The sequence below is a fragment of the Enterobacter cloacae complex sp. ECNIH7 genome, from assembly GCF_002208095.1.
Classification (GTDB): Bacteria; Pseudomonadota; Gammaproteobacteria; order Enterobacterales; family Enterobacteriaceae; genus Enterobacter; species Enterobacter cloacae_M.
Map to the genome: position 1 here is coordinate 2,254,090 of NZ_CP017990.1, position 20,299 is coordinate 2,274,388.

The 20,299-nt window shown below is 54.4% G+C and carries 20 protein-coding genes and 1 pseudogene; 6 read left to right on the top strand and 15 right to left on the bottom strand.

Annotated elements, in window-relative coordinates; translation table 11 throughout:
* Nucleotides 1-7: 7 nt before the first annotated feature.
* Nucleotides 8-490: an Hcp family type VI secretion system effector gene (locus tag WM95_RS11215; RefSeq protein ID WP_063409419.1), complete on the bottom strand. Its 483-nt coding sequence runs from the start codon at nt 488-490 to the stop codon at nt 8-10.
* A gap of 173 nt (nt 491-663) precedes the next feature.
* Entirely contained in the window at nt 664-1,917 is a 1,254-nt protein-coding gene (locus WM95_RS11220) for an MFS transporter (protein WP_063409418.1), read from the bottom strand.
* 121 nt (nt 1,918-2,038) lie between these two features.
* Between WM95_RS11220 and WM95_RS11225 the strand changes: the two genes are divergently transcribed.
* The 3 genes from WM95_RS11225 (at nt 2,039) to bioD (ending at nt 5,112) form a co-directional block, all read left to right on the top strand.
* Nucleotides 2,039-2,971: a LysR family transcriptional regulator gene (locus WM95_RS11225; RefSeq protein WP_047742053.1), complete on the top strand. Its 933-nt coding sequence runs from the start codon at nt 2,039-2,041 to the stop codon at nt 2,969-2,971.
* Nucleotides 2,972-3,065: 94 nt separating this feature from the next.
* On the top strand, nt 3,066-4,286 hold the full coding sequence (mlc, locus tag WM95_RS11230; RefSeq protein WP_023311510.1) for a sugar metabolism global transcriptional regulator Mlc: 1,221 nt from the start codon (nt 3,066-3,068) through the stop codon (nt 4,284-4,286).
* Between the two features lie 130 nt (nt 4,287-4,416).
* A complete protein-coding gene (gene bioD / locus WM95_RS11235; RefSeq protein ID WP_047742052.1) occupies nt 4,417-5,112 on the top strand; it encodes a dethiobiotin synthase in 696 nt (231 codons plus the stop codon).
* On the opposite strand, the gene clcB is transcribed toward bioD, so the two are convergent.
* The 7 genes from clcB to WM95_RS11270 all read right to left on the bottom strand — a co-directional run bounded on the left by clcB (nt 5,047) and on the right by WM95_RS11270 (nt 11,671).
* Entirely contained in the window at nt 5,047-6,357 is a 1,311-nt protein-coding gene (clcB, locus tag WM95_RS11240; RefSeq protein WP_063409417.1) for a voltage-gated ClC-type chloride channel ClcB, read from the bottom strand. The genes bioD and clcB overlap by 66 nt on opposite strands.
* A gap of 102 nt (nt 6,358-6,459) precedes the next feature.
* Nucleotides 6,460-7,596: an osmoprotectant ABC transporter ATP-binding protein OsmV gene (gene osmV / locus WM95_RS11245; protein ID WP_088544774.1), complete on the bottom strand. Its 1,137-nt coding sequence runs from the start codon at nt 7,594-7,596 to the stop codon at nt 6,460-6,462.
* Nucleotides 7,596-8,243, bottom strand: coding sequence for an osmoprotectant ABC transporter permease OsmW (osmW, locus tag WM95_RS11250; protein WP_023311514.1), 648 nt, complete (start codon nt 8,241-8,243; stop codon nt 7,596-7,598). Before osmW ends, osmV begins: the two co-directional genes overlap by 1 nt.
* Before the next feature lie 8 nt (nt 8,244-8,251).
* A complete protein-coding gene (gene osmX, locus WM95_RS11255) occupies nt 8,252-9,151 on the bottom strand; it encodes an osmoprotectant ABC transporter substrate-binding protein OsmX (protein ID WP_063408731.1) in 900 nt (299 codons plus the stop codon).
* Between the two features lie 18 nt (nt 9,152-9,169).
* Nucleotides 9,170-9,880: an osmoprotectant ABC transporter permease OsmY gene (osmY, locus tag WM95_RS11260; RefSeq protein ID WP_088544775.1), complete on the bottom strand. Its 711-nt coding sequence runs from the start codon at nt 9,878-9,880 to the stop codon at nt 9,170-9,172.
* Nucleotides 9,881-10,156: 276 nt separating this feature from the next.
* The gene (locus WM95_RS11265; RefSeq protein ID WP_063408735.1) at nt 10,157-10,894 is read right to left on the bottom strand and encodes a YoaK family protein; all 738 of its coding nucleotides are present in this window, start codon (nt 10,892-10,894) and stop codon (nt 10,157-10,159) included.
* A gap of 153 nt (nt 10,895-11,047) precedes the next feature.
* Nucleotides 11,048-11,671: a glutathione S-transferase family protein gene (locus tag WM95_RS11270; protein WP_063408730.1), complete on the bottom strand. Its 624-nt coding sequence runs from the start codon at nt 11,669-11,671 to the stop codon at nt 11,048-11,050.
* A 203-nt stretch (nt 11,672-11,874) separates the two neighbouring features.
* Between WM95_RS11270 and WM95_RS11275 the strand changes: the two genes are divergently transcribed.
* On the top strand, nt 11,875-12,294 hold the full coding sequence (locus tag WM95_RS11275; RefSeq protein ID WP_369880840.1) for a hypothetical protein: 420 nt from the start codon (nt 11,875-11,877) through the stop codon (nt 12,292-12,294).
* A 44-nt stretch (nt 12,295-12,338) separates the two neighbouring features.
* Here WM95_RS11275 and WM95_RS11280 read toward each other — a convergent pair whose 3' ends face one another.
* The 3 genes from WM95_RS11280 to WM95_RS11290 form a co-directional block, all read right to left on the bottom strand.
* Nucleotides 12,339-12,749 (bottom strand): YybH family protein, encoded by a 411-nt coding sequence (locus WM95_RS11280; protein ID WP_063408728.1) that lies wholly within the window; start codon nt 12,747-12,749, stop codon nt 12,339-12,341.
* A gap of 144 nt (nt 12,750-12,893) precedes the next feature.
* On the bottom strand, nt 12,894-14,357 hold the full coding sequence (locus WM95_RS11285) for a DUF1254 domain-containing protein (protein ID WP_063408727.1): 1,464 nt from the start codon (nt 14,355-14,357) through the stop codon (nt 12,894-12,896).
* A gap of 12 nt (nt 14,358-14,369) precedes the next feature.
* Nucleotides 14,370-15,848, bottom strand: a complete 1,479-nt coding sequence (locus WM95_RS11290; protein WP_063408726.1) for a DUF1254 domain-containing protein — start codon at nt 15,846-15,848, stop codon at nt 14,370-14,372.
* Nucleotides 15,849-16,156: 308 nt separating this feature from the next.
* On the opposite strand from WM95_RS11290, the gene WM95_RS11295 reads away from it, so the two are divergent.
* Entirely contained in the window at nt 16,157-17,767 is a 1,611-nt protein-coding gene (locus tag WM95_RS11295) for a mechanosensitive ion channel family protein (protein WP_088545037.1), read from the top strand.
* Between the two features lie 30 nt (nt 17,768-17,797).
* Nucleotides 17,798-18,985, top strand: coding sequence for an OmpP1/FadL family transporter (locus WM95_RS11300; protein WP_063408725.1), 1,188 nt, complete (start codon nt 17,798-17,800; stop codon nt 18,983-18,985).
* A gap of 80 nt (nt 18,986-19,065) precedes the next feature.
* On the opposite strand, the pseudogene WM95_RS27520 reads toward WM95_RS11300, so the two are convergent.
* The 3 genes and pseudogenes from WM95_RS27520 to WM95_RS11315 form a co-directional block, all read right to left on the bottom strand.
* Nucleotides 19,066-19,179: pseudogene (locus WM95_RS27520) on the bottom strand (DUF6500 family protein); the annotation flags it as partial.
* 73 nt (nt 19,180-19,252) lie between these two features.
* Nucleotides 19,253-19,570, bottom strand: coding sequence for a YebG family protein (locus WM95_RS11310; protein WP_032657529.1), 318 nt, complete (start codon nt 19,568-19,570; stop codon nt 19,253-19,255).
* 70 nt (nt 19,571-19,640) lie between these two features.
* Nucleotides 19,641-19,994, bottom strand: a complete 354-nt coding sequence (locus tag WM95_RS11315; RefSeq protein ID WP_023311528.1) for a helix-turn-helix domain-containing protein — start codon at nt 19,992-19,994, stop codon at nt 19,641-19,643.
* Between the last annotated feature and the right edge of the window lie 305 nt (nt 19,995-20,299).

The following is a 20,299-nucleotide window of genomic DNA, read 5'->3' on the forward strand; positions in this document are numbered from 1 at the left end:
ACCCCAGTTACGCCGTCGCCCGTTCATTCCATGCGTCAGAGAAAATGATATTGCCGTCGTTATGTTTCCATGTAATTTTCTCATAGCGCAATTCAACCGTTTCGAGGTGGTTGTTATTATTGTCGCCCGGCGCGGCCATTGCAGGTGATACTGAAACAATCCGCACGCCTTCCAGAAGAATATTGAAATACTCCGCTTCAAGACCTGCGTCATTAATCTTGTAGAACTTGAGTTCGGCTTTTTGCAGAGCCTGACCTGTCGCGACCGCTTTGTAGAGATAGGGTGATGAGTAATCGAATTCCTTTACGATCATCATTGGGGAGTGGATGCGTTTACCCGTAGGTTTACCCGTCAGGTTATCGGTCGGCGTCGAAAGATTGTGGTGAAATCCTTTGAACTCAATACTGTATTCCCTGTGCTGCGCATCACAACCGCCTTTGATAAGCGCACCACCGTCATCGAACAACCACATATTGCCTGGAATGGCCATTTTAAAATCCCTCTTTTCATACGATGAAGTCGATGAGCTTACAGAGAGAGGGAAGAGAGCTGAATGCACAAAATGGTTATAAAGAATTCGTTTTACTTAATACCGAATTAAGTTTAGCTAACATGAGAAACGCTCCCCCGTACATTAGCTGATATGCGGGGGATAGCGTTTGTTTATTTCAAACGCTGATGCAGGCTTCTCCCCACCAGCAGCGCCGCGCACAGCATCAGCGCGATAAACCCGCCCACGCCGTTCCAGCCATAGTAATGCCAGAACACGCCGCCGAGGGTCCCGGCGATGCTGGAACCCAGGTAATAGCTAAACAGATACAGCGATGATGCCTGTCCTTTGGCGCGACGCGCGCGCGGGCCAATCCAGCTGCTGGCGACCGAGTGGGCGGCGAAGAACCCGGCGGAGAAGAGCAGCATTCCGGCAAAGATGAACCACAGCGAGGATAATAGCGTCAGCAGCAGGCCGAGTAACATCACGCCCGTGAATACCAGCAGTACCGGCCCGCGTCCATAGCGTGCGGTCATCGCCCCGGCTTTCGGCGAGCTCCACGTGCCGGTGAGATAGGCCACAGAAAGCAAACCGACAACGGCCTGATTCAGATGCCACGGCGAGAGCATCAGGCGGTAGCCAATATAGTTAAACAGAGTGACGAAGGCGCCCATCAGCAGAAAGCCGATCAGAAACAGGCGCGGAAGCCCTTTGTCGCGCCAGTGCAGGCGGAAGTTGATAAACAGCGTTTTCGGGCGCAGCGATGTCGGGCGAAAATGACGCGATTCGGGCAAAATTTTCCAGAACATCAGGGCGGATGCCAGCGCAAAACATCCGATTACCGCCAGCGCAATACGCCAGTTAAAGAAGTCCGTAAACACCCCGCTCAGCAGGCGGCCGCTCATTCCGCCAATCGAGTTCCCGCTGATATAAAGCCCCATAGAGAAAGCAACAAAGCTCGGGTGGATCTCCTCGCTGAGGTAGGTCATCCCGACCGCCGCCACGCCGCTGAGCGAGAGCCCAATCAGCGCGCGCATCACCAGAATGCCGTGCCAGCTGGTCATCATGGTCGAGAGTAACGTACAGACCGACGCCAGCATCAGCGCGGTCACCATCACCGGTTTACGGCCAATGGCGTCGGACAGCGGCCCGGTAAAGAGCAGCCCAATCGCCAGCATGCCGGTAGAAATAGAGAGTGAAACGCTGCTGCTGGCAGGCGATACGCCAAACTCATGAGAGAGAACGGGCAGGATCGGCTGAACGCAATAGAGCAGGGCGAAGGTCGCCAGACCGGCGGAAAAGAGCGCCAGCGTGACGCGCATAAATTGGGGGGTACCACGTTTAATGAACTGGACCGGCTGCGGTGATGCGGGTAAATCATTGATATCTCTTGCCGGATCGATATCAATAGTCGTTGTACGGCTCACACTGTTTCCTTGCTTAAAAATCCCCGTGATTTCTGGTGACGGGTATGACCACATGTTCAGGGTAGGAAAATGTAAATATTCTGTCTAATATATTAATAATCTCAAATGATACTTTAAAAATATGAATATCGAGCTGCGTCATCTTCGCTACTTTGTCGCCGTTGCCGAGGAGCTGCATTTTGGCCGCGCGGCGGCACGGCTGAATATCTCTCAGCCACCGTTAAGCCAGCAGATTCAGATCCTGGAACAGCAGGTCGGGGCGCGCCTTCTGGCCCGCACCAACCGCAGCGTGAGCCTGACGGCGGCGGGTAAGCAGTTCCTGATCGACAGCCGACAAATTCTGAGCATGGTCGATGACGCCGCCGCCCGTGCAGAACGGCTCTATCTCGGAGAAGCCGGAGAGCTGCGAATCGGGTTTACCTCGTCCGCGCCGTTCATCAGCGCCGTCTCGGAGACCCTTTCGTCATTCCGTCGCCACTTTCCGGATGTTCATATTCAGACGCGCGAAATCAATACCCGCGAGCAGATTGCGCCGCTGAATGAGGGTTCGCTGGATCTGGGGCTGATGCGTAACACCCAGCTGCCGGACTCGCTGGCGTGGGAGGTGATCCTGCGCGAGCCGCTGATGGCCATGATCCCGCACGATCACCCGCTGGCGTCGCGTCCGGCGGTCTCGCTGGCAGAGCTGGCAAAAGAGCCGTTTGTCTTTTTTGACCCGCAGGTCGGGACGGGCCTGTATGACGATATCCTGGGGCTGATGCGCCGCTACGATCTTGCCCCGGTCATCACCCAGGAGGTAGGGGAAGCGATGACCATTATCGGCCTGGTCGCGGCCGGTCTGGGCGTGTCTATTCTTCCGGCCTCCTTTAAGCGGGTGCAGCTGCGTGAAATGCGCTGGGTGACCATTGCCGAAGAGGATGCCGTTTCCGAAATGTGGCTGGTGTGGTCAAAACACCGTGAACAGAGCCATGCCGCACAGCGCTTCAAACAGCAGCTAATTAGCGCCTCTGCCGGGCGGCATTTTCACGGAAAAGAGGGTAAAAATGTGCGGTAAATCACATGGCTAAGTAAATATTTGACGACGGCCATGGAAGTGCTTCACCATAGCAAACAGTTTATTTCGAAGCTCGAAAATAAGGGAGTACGAGGTGGTTGCTGATAGTCAGCCAGGGCATATCGATCAGATTAAGCAGACCAACGCTGGCGCGGTGTATCGCCTGATTGATCAGCTTGGTCCGGTTTCGCGTATCGATCTTTCGCGCCTGGCACAACTGGCACCTGCCAGTATCACCAAGATTGTCCGCGAGATGCTGGAAGCGCACCTGGTTCAGGAGACGGAAATTCAGGAACCCGGAAGCCGTGGCCGTCCGGCCGTCGGGCTGGTGGTTGAAACGGAAGCCTGGCACTACCTGTCACTGCGCATCAGCCGGGGGGAGATCTTCCTTGCGCTGCGCGACCTGAGCAGCAAGCTGGTGGTGGAAGACCGGCTTGAACTGCCGCTCAACGCGGAGGAACCGCTCCTCGACGCGATTGTCTCGCATATCGATCACTTCTTTATCCGCCATCAGCAGCGGCTTGAACGCTTAACGGCGATTGCCATCACCATGCCGGGAATTATTGATACCGAAAATGGTATTGTTCACCGCATGCCGTTTTACGACGATGTTAAAGAGATGCCGCTGGGTGAGGTGCTGAAAAATCATACCGGCGTGCCGGTCTATATTCAGCATGACATCAGCGCCTGGACGATGGCGGAGGCGCTGTTTGGCGCGTCGCGCGGCGCGCGGGATGTGATTCAGGTGGTCATCGACCATAACGTTGGGGCGGGCGTGATTACCGACGGACGTCTTCTCCACGCCGGGAGCAGTAGCCTGGTGGAAATTGGCCACACCCAGGTCGATCCGTACGGCAAGCGCTGCTACTGCGGGAACCACGGCTGTCTGGAGACCATTGCCAGCGTGGAAAGCGTGCTTGAGCTGGCGCAGGTCAGGCTCAGCCAGTCCATGAGCTCCTCGCTGCACGGACAACCCTTAACGGTGGATTCCCTCTGCGCCGCCGCGCGCCAGGGCGATCTGCTGGCGAAGGACATTATTACCGGCGTGGGTAATAACGTTGGCCGCATTCTGGCCATTATGGTGAACCTCTTCAATCCACAAAAAATCCTTATTGGCTCACCGCTGAGCCAGGCGGCGGAGATCCTCTTCCCGGCAATCTCGGCCTGTATCCATCAGCAGTCGCTTCCCGCCTACAGCAAAAATATTGCGGTAGAAAGCACACAGTTTTCCAACCAGGGAACCATGGCCGGCGCGGCGCTGGTCAAAGATGCCATGTATAACGGCTCGCTGTTGATCCGCCTGTTACAGGGTTAACTCTTTTCCGCTGATGTAAGAAAAATTGCGCTATCTCAAGCCGGGTAGCGCATGCATCCCGTAGACTTCCTCCACTGAATTATTTACCTGGTTTATATTTTCGAAGCATACCCAAGAGGTGGAGTGAGTCATGCTTAAGCGTTTCTTTGTTACTGGTACAGATACCTCTGTCGGCAAGACCGTCGTATCCCGCGCATTGCTGCAGGCGCTGGCAGCAAGCGGTAAACGCGTGGCAGGGTACAAACCGGTCGCAAAAGGCAGTAAAGAGACGCCAGAGGGATTGCGTAATAAAGACGCCCTGGTGCTGCAAAGCGTCTCGTCGCTGGAACTGCCTTATCACGCGGTCAATCCCATTGCGTTAAGCGAAGAGGAGAGCAGCGTAGCGCACAGCGGCCTGATTAATTATCCCCTGTTGTCCGACGGACTGGCGAACCTGAGCGAGAAGGTGGACCACGTGGTGGTAGAAGGGACGGGCGGCTGGCGCAGCCTGATGAACGACCTGCGCCCGCTTTCTGAATGGGTCGTGCAGGAGCAGCTTCCGGTAGTAATGGTGGTGGGTATCCAGGAAGGGTGCATCAACCACGCGCTGCTGACGGCGCAGGCGATTGCCAATGACGGCCTGCCGCTGGTTGGCTGGGTGGCAAACCGCATCAACCCGGGCCTGGCGCACTACGCGGAGATTATCGACGTGCTGAGCAAAAAACTGCCCGGACCGCTGGTGGGTGAACTGCCTTATCTGCCGCGCGCCGAGCAGCGCGAGTTAGCGCAGTACATCGATCTCTCTGCCCTCGGTGGCGTGCTGGCCGTAGATCGAGTCGTGGCGTAACGTCCGCGACAGCACGGACGCGACCACGCAGGCGACCAGCAGGCCGGGCAGTAAAAGATACTGCCCGGTCATTTCACAGACCATCAGCGCCGACATAATGGGCGCATGCGTGGTCGCGGCGAGTAGCGTAGCCATCCCCGCCAGCCCCAGCAAAATTGCCGTTTCAGAACCCGGCAGCCACAGTGCGAAAAGCTGCGCGAACAGCATTCCCGTCGCCATACCGACAAACAGCGTAGGCGTAAAAACCCCTCCCGGCGCACCCGATCCGCTGCTCGCCAGCACCGCCAGCAGCTTACAGATGAACACCCCGGCAATCACCGAAAGCAGCGGCGGCGCGAGCAGAAAAGCCTGAACCACGCTGTAGCCATTCCCCCACACCTTCGGCGTGAGGAGAGACAGCAGCCCGACGATCGCACCGCCCAGCGCCAGCTGCCACGGCGGCGAAAGCTTGAGGCGCAGGAAAAGCCCGTGGCTGAAGTCCATCAGCCACATTAGCAGCGGTCCGCAAAGGCCCGCCAGCAGGCCCATCGCGACGAGAAGAGCATAATCGGCCGCGGTGAGGATGCCGCTCAGATGGACCGCGTAGAGCGTACCCGCGCCCGGTGCCAGGAGCTGAGTGGTGAGAAGCGCCACCACCGCTGCGATAACCACGGGGCCGAGCGAGGCCAGCATCAGCGTGCCAAACAGAATTTCCGCGATGAACAGGCTTCCGGCTAACGGAGCATGGTAGGCGCTGGCCATCCCGGCGGCGGCGCCGCAGGCTATCCATAATTTCCACTCGGATTTGGGCGTAAAGCACCGGGCGAATAGGGAGGCGGCGAGGGCGGCAAGCAGGATCATCGCCCCTTCACGCCCGATGGCGCTTCCGCTGGCCACGACCAGCAGCGAGGCAAGGGATTTCACAAGGCTGGCGCCGAAGTCAAACTGGCCGTCGCCGGTCTCCAGCGCTTCCATGTAATCGGTAGGGGCATGAGGCCGCTGCGCGGTCAGACGCTGCCATCCCCAGAGCAGCAGCCCGGCAGCCAGCCCGCCCAGCGCTGGCGTCAATGCGCGTCGCCAGGGCGAGAGCGACGCGGCGGCATTCACCAGGCTGCCGCTGTCGTTGCTGAGAAGCAGCCACTCCAGCAGGTACATGCTGTGGCGGAATACCGCAACGGCCAGCGCGGCCAGCACGCCGGTGACGGTGGCAATCAGCAGGCGACGAAACATCGCGCGGATGTCGGGGTAGGTATGAAGACGTTGCATGGGGTGCGTTTTAACGGGGACGATACGATATTGTGGCGGGAAATCGCAGGGTTAGCAAAAGGTCTGCGTGCGAAAAGGCCGGGCGATGCCCGGCCAGAAAGGTTAGCTGTCGCTATGAATATTCAGCGCCCGGCGCGTGCGTCCGGAGCTCAGGTACTCGGCAATATAGTCCTGCGAAATCTCGCCGTTGTAACGACCGTCCTCATCCACGATCGGCATCCAGCTGGTATTACTCTCATACAGACGTGAAAGCACCACGCGCAGGTTGTCTTCCGCTTTGCCGGTCATGCGGAACGGATGCAGGATGTCGGCGCAGGTACCGCTCGCGTTACGCGCTTCGCGACGCTTCACAAAGCCCAGCGGCTTGCCGTGCTCGTCGACCACCGTCACGGCACGAATGTCGTTATCATCCATGGTCGCAAAGGCTTCGGGAAGCGGAGTAGAGCCCCGCACCGTAATGGTCGGCTGCTGGTCGGTGACGTCGCCCGCCGATACCAGCAGCAGACGCTTCAGCGTCCGGTCCTGACCGACAAACGAGCCGACAAACTCATTCGCCGGTTTCGCCAGCAGTTCATCCGGGCTGGCGCACTGCACGATTTTCCCCTGACGGAACACCGCAATACGGTCGCCGAGCTTCAGGGCTTCGTCGATATCGTGGCTCACCAGCATGACGGTTTTTTTCAGCTTGCGCTGCATCTCCAGGAACTGGTTCTGGATCACCTCGCGGTTGATCGGGTCCACCGCGCCGAAGGGTTCATCCATCAGCAGCACCGGAGGATCAGCAGCCAGGGCGCGGATCACGCCGATACGCTGCTGCTGGCCGCCGGACATCTCGCGCGGGTAGCGGTTGAGGAACTTCGCCACCATATCCATCAGCTCTTCGGCGCGGGTTTTGCAGAGCGCTTTATCCCAGCCCAGCATGCGCGGCACGACGGTGATGTTCTCTTCGATGGTCATGTTCGGGAACAGGCCAATCTGCTGGATCACGTAGCCGATGTTGCGGCGCAGGGTGACGGTGTCCATCCCGCTGGTGTCTTCACCGTTGATCAGGATCGTCCCGCTGCTTGGGGTAATGAGGCGGTTAATCATCTTCAGGGTGGTGGTCTTTCCGCAGCCGGACGGGCCGAGCAGGACGCACATTTCCCCTTCGGGCACGGTCAGGTTAACGTTGTCGACGGCCTTAAAGGTCTGTCCGTGCTTCTGTGAAAATTGTTTGGTGAGGTTTTCCAGTTTTATCATTATCGAATCCCCTTTGGAGTCAGAACCACCTGCAGACGATGCAGCAGCCAGTCGAGCACAATCGCTAAAAGACAAATCATCAGCGCGCCCGCAATCAACATGCGAATATCGCTTCCGCCAATGCCGTTGAGCAGCAGCAGGCCCAGTCCGCCCGCGCCGATCACCGCGGCAATCGCCATCACGCCGATATTCATCACCACGGCGGTGCGGATGCCGCCGAAAATCACCGGCAGTGCCATCGGGATCTCAACCCAGCGCAGCCGCTGCCAGAAGGTCATGCCGATACCGCGTCCGGCTTCGCGCAGGCCCGGCGGCAGGCTGTCGAGCGCCGTATGGGTGTTACGCACAATCGGCAGCAGCGAGTAGAGAAACACCGCCGTAATCGCGGGCAGGGCGCCAATTCCCTGACCGATCAGCGAAAACAGCGGGATCATCAGCCCAAACAGGGCAATGGACGGAATGGTCAGCACGATAGTGGCTATCCCCAGCACCGGCGTCGCCAGCCACCTGTGGCGGACAATCAGAATCCCCAGCGGTACGCCGATGATGATGGCTAAACCTACGGCCAGCGCCACCAGCCACAGGTGCTGAAGGGTGAGGGTTAAGAGGTAATCCCAGTTGTCCAGAATGTAGTGAATCGTCTCCATAGCGCCTCCTACAGCAGCTGTTTGCTACGCAGGAAATCGCGGGCGACCTGCTGCGGTGACTGATGGTCGATATCCACCTTCTTGTTCAGCTCGGTGATAACGTCGTTGTTGAGCTGCGACGAGAGGGTGTTGAGCGCCTCTTCCAGCCCGGGGTTGGCCTCCAGCGTGTCCTTACGCACCACCGGCGTCACCGCGTAGCTCGGGAAGAAGCCTTTATCGTCTTCCAGCACCTTGAGGTCGAAGCCTTTCACGCGCCCGTCGGTGGTGTAAATCAGACCGGCGTCGACGAAGCCGTCGCGCACCGCGTTATAGACCAGACCGGGGTCCATCTGACGGATTTGCGGGCGGTCCAGATCCATCCTGTAGGCCGCCTGAAGCGGCTTCATGCCGTCGCTGCGTCCGGCAAATTCCAGGTCCAGGCCAAGTAGCCAGTTTTTGTCCGGGTTGGTTTTACGGATCTGCTCAATCTTCGCCACCATCTCCGACATGGTGTTGATGTGTTCCGCCTCGGCGCGCTTGCGCTGCATGGCGAAAGCGTAGGTGTTGTTCATGTCGGCGGGCTTGAGCCAGACCAGACCGTGCTTTGCGTCCAGGCGTTTCACCGTCTCGTAAGACTCCTGCGGCGACATGCGCTTGTTGATATGGTTAAAGATGATCAAGGACGTGCCGGTGTACTCCCAGGTCATGTCAATCTGCTTGTTGATCATCGCGTTGCGGGAGATCACCGTGGCGATATTGGTTTGCGGCTGGACCTGGAAACCTTTTTTCTGCAGGTACTGCACGGTCATCGCCGAGAGAATGTGCTGCTCGGTAAAGCTCTTGGTCGCCAGAATCAGCGGGGCCGCCATCGCCTGGCCGGTGAACAGCACCGCGGCACACAGCGCCGTCAGGCCGGAAAACAGTCTCATAAAAGCTCCTTGTTATTGTTATCGAGCGAGATGGGGACTCATCGCGCGACCCAGCGCCGCCAGCAGGGTATCGAGGATCAGGGCGAACAGGGCGGTGGCCGCCGCGCCGAGGATCAGGGTCGGGAAATCGTTCAGGTAAATGCCGGGGAAAATCAGTTCGCCGTAGCTGCTGGCACCGATCAGGAACGCCAGCGGTGCGGTACCGACGTTTATGGCGGTGGCGATGCGGATCCCCGAGAGCATCACCGGCCAGGCGGCAGGCAGCTCTACCTGGCGCAGACGCTGCCATTTGGTCATCCCGATGCCGTTTGCCGCTTCCAGCAGCGACGACGGGACCGAGCACAGCCCGGCGTAGGTATTGCGCACGATCGGCAGCAGCGAGGCGAGGAACAGGGCGATGATGGCGGGCGTATCGCCAATGCCAATCACCACCATCGCCAGCGCCAGCACGGCCAGCGGCGGCAGCGTGTTGCCGACGTTGAAGATTTGCATCACATATTCGGCGATACCCCGCGCGGCCGGGCGGCTCAGCAGAATACCGGCTGGAATACCCACCAGCAGGGCAAAAAACATCGATGAGAAAACCAGAATCATGTGCTGTTGCCCGAGATAAACCAGGTCAACCTGGCGCGCCTTAATCGTCTCCATCCCGATACCCCAGACGAGGAGGGCGAGGACCACGATAATGGCGCCGACAAACAGCAGCGAACGTTTGAGTAATGGGTGCATTGCGGTGTGTCTCCCTGTGCGCATGCGTTATAGCAACCACCGGTTGCCTGTTGTTATGCCATGTTTCGGCAGGGGTAATTGACCTATAGCAAGCGTTTGGGAAGGGTTCCAGCGAAGGGGTAAAATCAGTAACCCTATGAAACTAGTGGCAACATCAGTTCAGGCCTTATGGCATAAGGCCTGATTGTGGGTCGGGCAGAATAGTCCTAAAGCGAATTTTTAGATGTGACAGTGTCACATCTAAAAGGCTCATACGCCGAATATCGGACATTCATTTCAGAGAGAGGCACGAACCCGTCGAACCCGCGTCGAGACGGTGATAATTGAAACGATAGCGACCACGGCGAGCATCAACCCGAGCGCCAGCATGGCGTTAAACCCGATCCATCTGAACAGCAGCAGCCCCGCAATACCGCCAGTAATGAACGAGAACAGGGTGGTTAAGTGGGTTTTTAGCTGGCTTTTTTGCGCCGCCGTATCTTTGGAGTAATCCCTGCGCAGCATCGCCACCATTACCGAGGCCAGGGAGATCCCGGCGTCCGTCAGCGTGCCGGTAATGTGCGTCGATCTTACCCGTCCGCCGGAAAGCTGCGTGGAGGTAGAATTATGAATGCCCATCAGAAAGCAGAGAAAAAGAATTATCTCGCGGTTGCTGGTGAGGGCATGAAAATACATTTCGTAGAAAGAGACGCCGGTCAGTAATATCCCCTCGACAAACAGGATCTGGCAAAAAACCAGCCTGACGTTATGGATAATCCCCCATATCACGATCGCGCGCGCAATAATGGCGCCTGCGACAAAAGAGAGAATAATCGAGCCGAAGAAAATAATATCGCTCAGGTCGGTGGAAGAAACTTCGCTGGATAACTGTGAGGTGTTGCCGGTCATGTGTGAGGGGAAAAAACCAAATGCCCCGAGGGCGATGGCGTTTAGTAAACCTGCCGAGGTCGCCAGCCAGAGAGCAAGCCGGCGATCCTCCTTATGCGTTCGTTCTTTCTTGAGCCTAATCAGCAAGAATACCTCCAGATTGAGCTTTGCATGAATATTCAGGCTAGCAAAGCGGCGCAACGGGCTGTCCAGGATATGGCTTAATTATTATTCCCTCTGACGACTTTCAGGGTTAAGTAATTAAATAAAATATCCTTGCTCAACATGGGGGCGTAAATTTTAAATCATGCCGTTATTGCCGTGACGCAAAAAAGCCGGGCGCTGGTTAAGACGTTCAAACCAGGCCTCAATCGCGGGCACGTCGGGCTTATCAAACGGCGTCATCTTCCAGCGATTCACCGACAGCCCAAGCACGACATCCGCAAGGGTAAACGTCTCGCCCGCCGCAAATGCGCCGGTGCGCTGCAGCTGGTTTTCCAGAATGGTGATGCAGTGGTTCCACTCCTTGATTCCTGCCGCAATGCGCTCAGGGTCGTTAAAGTCCGGGTTTTTACGCCCCAGCGCCGGGAAGACATAGCGCCAGGCGTTGTTAAATTCAGTGGCCTGCCAGTCCATCCAGCGCTCAACGTTGGCGCAGGCCTGCGGTTCTTGGGGCAGCAGATCGTGACGTTCGGCCTTGCGCGCCAGATAACGGCAGATGGAATTGGACTCCCACAGCACGAAATCGCCATCAATCAGCACCGGCACCATGGCGTTAGGGTTGAGGGCGCGAAAGGCATCTGTTTCCGTCGAGGCAAAACCGCTGCCGTAATCTTCCTGCCGGTAGGCGATGCCCGCTTCTTCGCAGGTCCAGAGCACTTTACGAACGTTGATGGAGGTGGTTTTACCGAGGATGCCGATCATTGCGCAGGTGTCCTTTAGAAGAATGAGTTGTTTAGAAACAATACACCAGTTATACGGTTGAGGTTGGGGCAAAATTTGGTGGGGCGCGCTCTGTCTGGCCCCGGTAAACTTTTCTGGAAGGCGCTTCGCAAACCGCAAAGTAACCTTATGAAATTCAGCGTTATGCCTTTTCCTCTACGGGGTGCGGTCGTAAAGTGCCTGCGTTGCGGCACATACGCCTGCAACTTATCTCCCGACCGCTTCCGGCCAATGCCGCTCTGTTTGTCGTCGCCGACAGCTGCGCCGCGCTGGTGAGCGTACTGGTCGAAACCGATGATGTCGCAAGCCGTGCAGCGCTGTGCGAACGTCTCCTGCAGACCCTGCGCAGGCTGCGTGAACTCTGTGATGTCGATCTTCCTCCATACCTGATTGAACAGTTGATCATGGGTGAGAAAATCAACTCCTGCGTGCCGGACTGCTGGCAGGACACCTTAACGCAGGTGGACTACGTTCTGGCGCTGACGCAGGTGGTGATGGGTGGAACGCTACTCGCTCACGTAGCGAAAGAGCTGACGAGCCTGCTGCACGATATGGTGTGGCTGCTGGCTGAGTTTGTGAAGGAGCCGCGCATCACTACACATTAAGGGCGCAGGCGTGGAGGGGCGGCAGCGCCCCTTTATAACCGTGATTAACGCGATCGGTTCCCGGTATCCAGAAGCGACGTACCGTAGGAGTTGTCGATGGTGCAAAGCCAGCGACCGTCGCTTTCCTGTCGAAAAACATAGGTCGCGCGGCGCGACATTTTTGTTATTCCACACTGACCATCAGGAAAACGCAGAACGGTTTCCATGATAACGAGGGCATTGCCGCCACCTTCGATCACCTGCATCTCTCCTTGTTCCACAATCAATTGGTCCTGGAAATAATCAGAAATGGCAATGAACGCGCTGCGAATATTTTCTTTTCCGTTAACCGTCATGCCGGGCTTGACCACCAGAGCCGCGTCGTCGGCGTAGTACTCCATCAGGGCGTCATAGTTTTTGGTGGTGATGGCGCGATCGCAGGATTCAATGACCTGGCGTAGTGGATGTGGAGTCATGCGCATTTCCTCTTTAGGTGATGAACATGTACTACCATCACATCCTGGCGAGTTTGTATAGCTACCTACAGTAGGGCAATGCTCGGTTCCTTTCTGCACAGACACAAGGGCCCCCGGTCATCAACAAGGGGCCTTGGATTTGGTTTATTTCACCGTTTCAATTTTCGGTGGCTGCCAGGTGCCATCCAGAATAGGTTGTTCACCCCAGTAAGCTCGAATATAGAGTGACAGGTTTCCTTCGGGGGCGGGGAGCCAGTTATTAACCTTATCGTCAGAAGGGCGGGTTTTGCTGACATAGAGCGTTAGCGAGCCATCCTCGTTGTACTTCAGATTTTTATTTTTCGTCCCAAGTGAAAAACGATTCAGTTCATTTGGGCTAAACAGATGCTTGCTGTTGTAGAGCGTAAGTGACCAGAATCCTTTTACAGGAGGAAGCTCACCTTTGGCGAACGTAATCGTGTAGTCATGGTCGCCAGATAACTGCCCACCAGCGGCATCATTGTCGGTGTAAAAATATTGGGTTTCGTTCTGTTTGTTATCGAACATATTCGATTTAGAAGTGCCTGTGCGGTTGTAATAATCGACACCGAACTCGGCGTTATTTTTAGAACGGTTCCAGCCATTACCGGCGGGCACCCCGTTATTTTTCCATTTAAAGAAGTCTGCAATTACCGTTTTATCCGTCTCAATCGCCGCTTCATCCATCCATTTGCGAACGTCAGGGTTTTTCTTCCCGGCTTCGACCAGGTGGCGGTACTGAGCGTACATTGCCTCTTCACCAGGCAGAGGTGGCACTTTATCCAGCACATTTGCAAACTGGTCAAAGAACTTCTCTGGCACCACCCAGCGCGTCTCGCCCGCGCTGGCATCAGGTTTATCACCAATGGCCGGAATTTTTGAATATTCAAAGGATTTCATTTTTCGGTCAAACTGGCTTAGCGGGTAGGTCATGATTTCCTTAATTGGAGCCTGAATGGCTTTGCGGTCTTCCGGCGTATCATCCATCTGTACGCGTGGAATAACGTTAGCCATTTCTGTTGAGGAACGAATGACCCCTTCAATACCCTTCGGCGTTTCGCCTTTCCAGTTCGGCCCGACTAATAAATAGAATCCTGGCTTCGTGCCGTAAGGCTTACCGACATTACCAATCTGGTTCGTGCGGGCATCATAGATAGCATAAACCCAGAAACGCTCGCCAAAATCCGGTACCTGGATGACTATGGGCTCTTTATCTAACTCGAAGAAGCCCAGGCCATATGCAACATCCTGATTGGGGCAGGTAACGAAGGTTTCTTCAGGCTTAATGTAGTCTGTCAGCATGCTGAGTTGACCCATTGGCGCGACGGGGACCATTCCACCATTAAGCGCGGGATAGGGCGCTTTGGCGATAGTTTCCCGACGGTTGAACTGGTTCACCATTGGCCAGCCCCAGATGTAGGCCTGCTGTGCAATTGCTTTAACATAACTTTCAGGCATCGTTACATCAGCAGATGGTTGAGTTAGCTGATCAAACTTGGTTGGATGTGGGATGGTCAACGGTGCACTTTGTGCATGTACGCCTGCGCTAAGTGTCAGCGCAACAAAGAGAGGGAGGTAACGTTTATTCATATTTTCTCTCAATTATTTGTTGGTCTGAACCAGATCGTCAGGTACCCAAGTCTGATCGTAGAAACCGTCTTCTGTACCATACAGGCGAAGGGCAACGAGGAAATTACGGTCAGGAACGGTTTTAATAAACGCACTGTCCTCTACGCCGTCAGGTTTGTTTGGGCCAAACCAGAGATCGATTGAGCCGTCATTGTTTTTCGGGATGTTGTAGTAACCATTGGTGGAAGGAAGTAACTGATCTGTTTCAGGCATAGTGCCATCGGTGATGTTGTAGGCCGTTACCGCCCAGAACAGCGCAGCTGGCGGATTTGGTGGCAGATGCAGTTTGTAGGTATTGCTGCCGTTCAGGAATTTACCGGAATTGTCTTTGGTCGCGAAAGGATATTTCGACCCCGCCCCGGTGGTATGCATTACCATTGCGGCCGCGCTGGAATAGGCAATCTGGAAGAAGGCTGCACGTTGGTTAGCATCAAGCGTGCCGTATTGCATCCATTCTGCTGTTGCACCCGCCCATGAGGTTTCCCACTGCCTGTCTTTGTAGTAAAGCTGCCGCTGGTCATCACGTCCAACCTGTCGGCGAGCCAGAATCATGCGAGGCGCTGTGACGACCGCTTTGTTGAGCATTTCCTGCTGCTTCGCTGTCGGCGCGAAAGGTTTCCCTTTAACCATCCCGATACTTAACAATGCGCTTCGTGTCTCCTCCGGAATCGCCGTTAGAGGCTCGTAATCGACGAAGGCTTTGAGTTTCTGCCAGTAACTGGCGTCGGTGGGATACATCATATTGACGCGCTTGCCGCTGGCGTCCGGGAACTGCATCGGCTTGACCTCTTTCTCTACATCCCAGAGCGGATAAATACGCGTCGTTTCGGCATTTTTTACCGCAGGAACCGGGTCAGGCTTACCGTCACCTTTTCCCATTATGGTCCTGAAGAACAAGAATACGTTATAAGTCGATGATTTAAATGCGTAGTAACCCTGAGGCACCGGGCCTTCATAATCAGGCGGTAACAGCAAATATAAACCACCTCTGGCTCGGTCCGGGCCTATAGCACCTACGTCGGTAATGGTTTTCTGAAAGAAATCGGTGAACATGCCGATGACGTTTGCCGGTGCTTTTATCACCAGTGGACCTGTTTCTTTCAGATCCAGGTAACTCATGGAATAAATGACATCCCCGTTTGGCGTCGGCACGACGGCGCGGCTGTCCATGCGCTCTTTCCAGATCGGCAGGACATTATATCCTTTGCCAAACGCGGCCTCAGAGCCATCACGCAAACCGATGGTATTCAGAAGGGGCAAGGTTTGAATGTATGCCTGAATAGCATCCTGATAATACAGCTCGTCGCTGAGCGTCTGCGCCTCATCCGGTGCCAGCCAGTTGCCGTTGTTGAGTTGTTTCATCAACGGCGATAAAGGCGCATCGGCCGCGAATACCGGCTGAGAAAACGCCAATGCCAGTAATACAGCAGAGGTTATTACGTGAACTTTCATGGCATATTCCTGAATTAATTAGCAGAAATGCCGGTTGTGAATGTCGTTAGTACTTAGAGGACATTCACGTCTGGCACTGAAAATGTCGAATGCCATTTAAGGATAGTTAACGTTGCAAATTTGTAATCTTTAGATTTATTTATTAATAAATTTGCGAAATGAAAATTTTCTTCTTTCTGAATGAAAGAAGTGGTGCTTACAGGAATATTGCAGATCTGAACCGCTGGTCTATGCTCAGAAAATCGTGCGTCTGCCGCTCGGGTGGCAGAGTAAAAGAACTGATAATTTCACGCTACTCGGTGCCGGGTATGAATAAGAGAGTGCTTACTTTTTTAACGTGTATCATATCCCTTTTAGTGTTTAGTACCTTTGCTGCTGAACCCCGACAGGAACCGACGGAGCAGGAGAAAGCACGCACGCTCTATATCTTCCATACCCCCATCGTGATGCTTCAGGCTAAGTTCGGCCTGACAACGCCAGAAGAACGCGTTTTACGCATCCGCAATACGCTGCGTAATTTTACTCAGGCAGATGTCCGCGAACCGATTAAAATTGTCGCCGTCACACGTTATAACCAGCAGGGCAAACTTTTCGTGATGAATGGCAAGCCGCTAATGCTGCTGAGGCAGGCGGATCTTGATGAAGGTGACGACCTGACGCTGGATCAGGCCGCGCAACGCGTGCTTACGCGAATGGAGGCGCAACGTAAAGCGCTTCACGATCAATATGACACCGGATGGCTTGTGCTTGCCACAGTGAAAACTGTGGTGGGGCTGGCGGCCTTTGTATTGCTTGCCTGGGTCGCGTGGCGTTCCTGGCGTAGGGTGAAGCGATATTGTCGCCGTCTGATCGCTGAAAATCGAGGATGGATCCCAAAAAACTGGCGACGTTATCTCGGCCCTGTAGAAGCCCGCTTGTACGCCTTGCTAATGATATTGCTGGGCATATTAGCTTTCTATGTATGGCTTAGCTGGGCGTTTAGCCTATTTCCCTGGACGCGGGTTTGGGCGACATCGTTGGGTGACTGGTCTCTGCGCGTCGTTCGTCAGATTTTCTTATCCATCGTCTCAGCTTTACCGGGTTTGCTGATCGTTCTCATTATTTTCATCATCACGGCCACTATACTTAAATTATTGAAGATAGTACTCAATCAGGTAGAAGCGGGGCGGTTACATTTTCCGGGACTGCATCCTGAAACCGTCGGAGCAACCAGAAAACTGCTCTCTGTTGTTGTGTGGTTATTTGCTCTTTCTGCAGCCTACCCGTTTCTTCCCGGCGCAAATTCACTGGCCTTTAAGGGCATAAGCGTCTTCTTTGGTCTGATGCTGACGTTGGGATCTGCCGGCGTGATGAATCACGCCATGAGCGGTCTCGTACTGATTTATTCGCGCGCTCTGCGCAAAGGTGACGTCATCCGGGTCGCGGACAACGAAGGGAAGGTGAGTGAAATCGGTATGCTCGCCACCAAAATTATCACGCGTGAAAACTATGTCGTTACCGTACCCAATGCTGTCGTGGTGAGTGGCAAGATAACAAACCTCAGCGCACAAAATAATGATGGCAGCCTCAATCTAACCGTAAGCGTCACCATTGGCTACGACACACCCTGGCGACTTCATGCCATGCTTGAGCTCGCCGCAAAGCGGACAGCGTGTGTGGATCTTACGACCGCGCCGCTTGTGCGTCAGCTGGCACTTATGGACTGGTATATAGCCTATGAGCTTCAGGTCAGGCTGCTACCCGAGCAGTCACTGGCTATCGCGCGCAATGCGCTGTTCAGCAATATTCAGGATGTCTTTAACGAATTTAATGTGCAGATCATGTCGCCAAACTTTGTTATGCAGCCAGAAGGAAGCGTCATGGTCGCTAGAGAGAACTGGTATCCCGCTCCGGCAGTCGCACCTGAACGGGAAAAATAGAACGGGTATTTAATCGCAGGCAGAGGGCACATGAGAAAATCGACATTGTTTTATCTTGTACTGTTTTTTTCGCAGGCAACCCAGGCCAGCGCACTCTATTTCTATGAGATTGGGTCTGAAGATACCGCGCTTGCCGGTGCTGGTCAGGCTGCCCGTGCTCAGGACGCATCCACGATAGTGACCAACCCGGCGGGAATGACGCGGTTGCCTGAACATATGTTTACCGGCGGATTACAGGCAATGGACGGGGATATTTCTTATCACCTTGATGATGATTCGGGCCGTAAAAGTCCCGGTGATATCATGCGATTTTTTCCAAATGCGAGTGCCTTTTACACGCAGAAACTCGATGATGCGTTGTATGCTGGTGTGGGTTTATATGGGAACTATGGGCTGGGTATTGATTTTGGTAATTGGGCCGGCGATCGGCTTATCAAAAAAAGTACAATGGTCGCGATGACCCTAAGTCCATCCTTAGCCTACAAGCTGAGCGGGCGGGTGTCCGTTGGCGGTTCCGTCAATGTGAATTACGGATTCCTTTCACTTACACGCGATGTCGACAATGAAGATGTCAAAGAAAACGATCATGACTGGGCGTTGAGCTACCGTCTGGGCTTACTGATGGCGCTCACCGATCAAACGCGAGCGGGCATTGCGTGGACCAGTAAAACGGAATATGACTTTAATATTGATGGCAAAGTCCGCTTCCCAAATTTACCCAACGTTGAATATGACATTCCCATTTCTGCGCAGGTCAGGGCACCTCAGCAAGTTATGTTGAGTCTGGTACATGATTTCAATAAAACGTGGTCGATCATGGGGGACCTGGGCTGGCAGGACTGGAGCCAATTTGGCAGTCCGCAGGTCACTGTCGCTGGGCAAGATGCCGAACGAAAAAACCGGCTTAAAGACTCCTGGCATACTGCGCTGGGGTTACAGTATCGCCCAACAGAATTGTGGCGCTTAAATGCAGGCGTGGCGTTTGACAGTACCGTATACCAGTCTCAGAATGATGTTGCACTTTCATTACCCACCGGCGACGAGTGGCGATTTGCGACAGGCGCTCAGTACCAGATGACGCCACAAAGCAACATTGGATTTGCCGTCTCGTATTTGCATATGCAGTCCTCACGCGTGAAAACACCGGAACAATTTAAGGGAAGCTATGATAATCCGTACCTGTGGTTTGCCAGCGTGAACTACAGCTATTTGTTCTGATTTTTTGACGGAATTTTTAGACAGGTTGCTTCTGTCACTAAGCAAATTTTCACGCTGTTTTAAACACAGGCGCTATATGGCTAACAAATTTTTTTGATCTTTTCTGTCTTTTCAAAATGGTCCAGCTTCATCTCCATAATCCACCAGTGGGCCACTTCCATAAGCAGTTCAGGATCGTCATTTTTATTAGCAAAATCATGTTCTGACTAAAAAAGCCGTAAGCAAATTACTGCTTACGGCTTCCGGATCGTGATGATTGTCTGACGATCAGGCCGCTTTCACAGCCCTGATTTTTTTCGTGTCAGCCGCATCGGATTCTGTTTTATCCGTTGCAGCTGGAGCATTGAGATCGGGAAGCTTGCTGGTACGCAGAATATGCTGCACTGTTTCTTTCTGCTCGGCGAGATACAGGCCAAGATTTTCAGCCTGCGTTTCATCCATCTGCATTCCGCTTTGCAACAGCCAGTCGGTGAACGCGTCTGCCATATCCAGCAGCTTGTCGTGAGCGTCAGCCTCTTTCTTACTGGCAAATGTCATTTTCTCTTCACCTTTTCTTACGACAACAAATTTTGTTTCAACAGCCATCGTGCACCTCGCTATACTGTATTTATATACAGTATAGCAGCAACAGATCGATGTTGCAGCAAAATATGCATTACTGGCGAAGCTGCTGTGTTTCCGGGCCACCCATACTCCGCCGCCATGCCCCAGGCGCCTGACCATACTGACGCTTAAAGCTGCGGTTGAAGGACTGCTGGGAGTCGAAGCCCAGCGCGATCGCCACGTTTAGAATAGGCTCATCGCTGCGGGTTAAGCGCTCAACCGATTTTTGCAGCTTTTGCGCGCGAATATACCCGGCGAGGGGATAGCCCGTATGCTCTTTGAAGAGGCGCTGGAGGTGCCATTTTGAGTAGCCGGACCGCCTGGCGACGGACTCAATGTCCAGACGGCTATCCAGGTTGTTGTCGATCCAGTCGAGTAAATCATGCATAAATGCGCCAGTGTTCATCTGGTTACTCCCACGCTGCCTGTCAAAAAGTATCTTTGTCTGTTGCATTAAAAGGTGGCGCTTTTTTGTATTAATTGCAAGTTTTATTGTTGCATTTAAATCCCTGACCGAAACGGGTCTTTTCACATCCGCTCAAATAGCACATAAAGTGCAACAATTATTCTTGCACTTAGTTAAGCGCCTTCCTACAATCGCCGCGATAGTGTATTCGCAACTGTTACAGTTTTGTGGCGATGAACGACACAAATGGCCTTGAGATAGCCACCGGACAAAGGAAGTGGCGCAGTGCCTCCTGCTGCGTCTTG

What these genes read in the sequence shown, in the direction of transcription:
- WM95_RS11215 (WP_063409419.1), bottom strand. Translation starts at nt 490, where the DNA reads ATGGCCATTCCAGGCAATATGTGGTTGTTCGATGACGGTGGTGCGCTT.
- WM95_RS11225 (WP_047742053.1), top strand. Translation starts at nt 2,039, where the DNA reads ATGAATATCGAGCTGCGTCATCTTCGCTACTTTGTCGCCGTTGCCGAG.
- bioD (WP_047742052.1), top strand. Translation starts at nt 4,417, where the DNA reads ATGCTTAAGCGTTTCTTTGTTACTGGTACAGATACCTCTGTCGGCAAG.
- clcB (WP_063409417.1), bottom strand. Translation starts at nt 6,357, where the DNA reads ATGCAACGTCTTCATACCTACCCCGACATCCGCGCGATGTTTCGTCGC.
- osmV (WP_088544774.1), bottom strand. Translation starts at nt 7,596, where the DNA reads ATGATAAAACTGGAAAACCTCACCAAACAATTTTCACAGAAGCACGGA.
- osmW (WP_023311514.1), bottom strand. Translation starts at nt 8,243, where the DNA reads ATGGAGACGATTCACTACATTCTGGACAACTGGGATTACCTCTTAACC.
- osmX (WP_063408731.1), bottom strand. Translation starts at nt 9,151, where the DNA reads ATGAGACTGTTTTCCGGCCTGACGGCGCTGTGTGCCGCGGTGCTGTTC.
- osmY (WP_088544775.1), bottom strand. Translation starts at nt 9,880, where the DNA reads ATGCACCCATTACTCAAACGTTCGCTGCTGTTTGTCGGCGCCATTATC.
- WM95_RS11270 (WP_063408730.1), bottom strand. Translation starts at nt 11,671, where the DNA reads ATGATCGGCATCCTCGGTAAAACCACCTCCATCAACGTTCGTAAAGTG.
- WM95_RS11280 (WP_063408728.1), bottom strand. Translation starts at nt 12,749, where the DNA reads ATGACTCCACATCCACTACGCCAGGTCATTGAATCCTGCGATCGCGCC.
- WM95_RS11285 (WP_063408727.1), bottom strand. Translation starts at nt 14,357, where the DNA reads ATGAATAAACGTTACCTCCCTCTCTTTGTTGCGCTGACACTTAGCGCA.
- WM95_RS11290 (WP_063408726.1), bottom strand. Translation starts at nt 15,848, where the DNA reads ATGAAAGTTCACGTAATAACCTCTGCTGTATTACTGGCATTGGCGTTT.
- WM95_RS11295 (WP_088545037.1), top strand. Translation starts at nt 16,157, where the DNA reads ATGAATAAGAGAGTGCTTACTTTTTTAACGTGTATCATATCCCTTTTA.
- WM95_RS11300 (WP_063408725.1), top strand. Translation starts at nt 17,798, where the DNA reads ATGAGAAAATCGACATTGTTTTATCTTGTACTGTTTTTTTCGCAGGCA.
- WM95_RS11310 (WP_032657529.1), bottom strand. Translation starts at nt 19,570, where the DNA reads ATGGCTGTTGAAACAAAATTTGTTGTCGTAAGAAAAGGTGAAGAGAAA.
- WM95_RS11315 (WP_023311528.1), bottom strand. Translation starts at nt 19,994, where the DNA reads ATGAACACTGGCGCATTTATGCATGATTTACTCGACTGGATCGACAAC.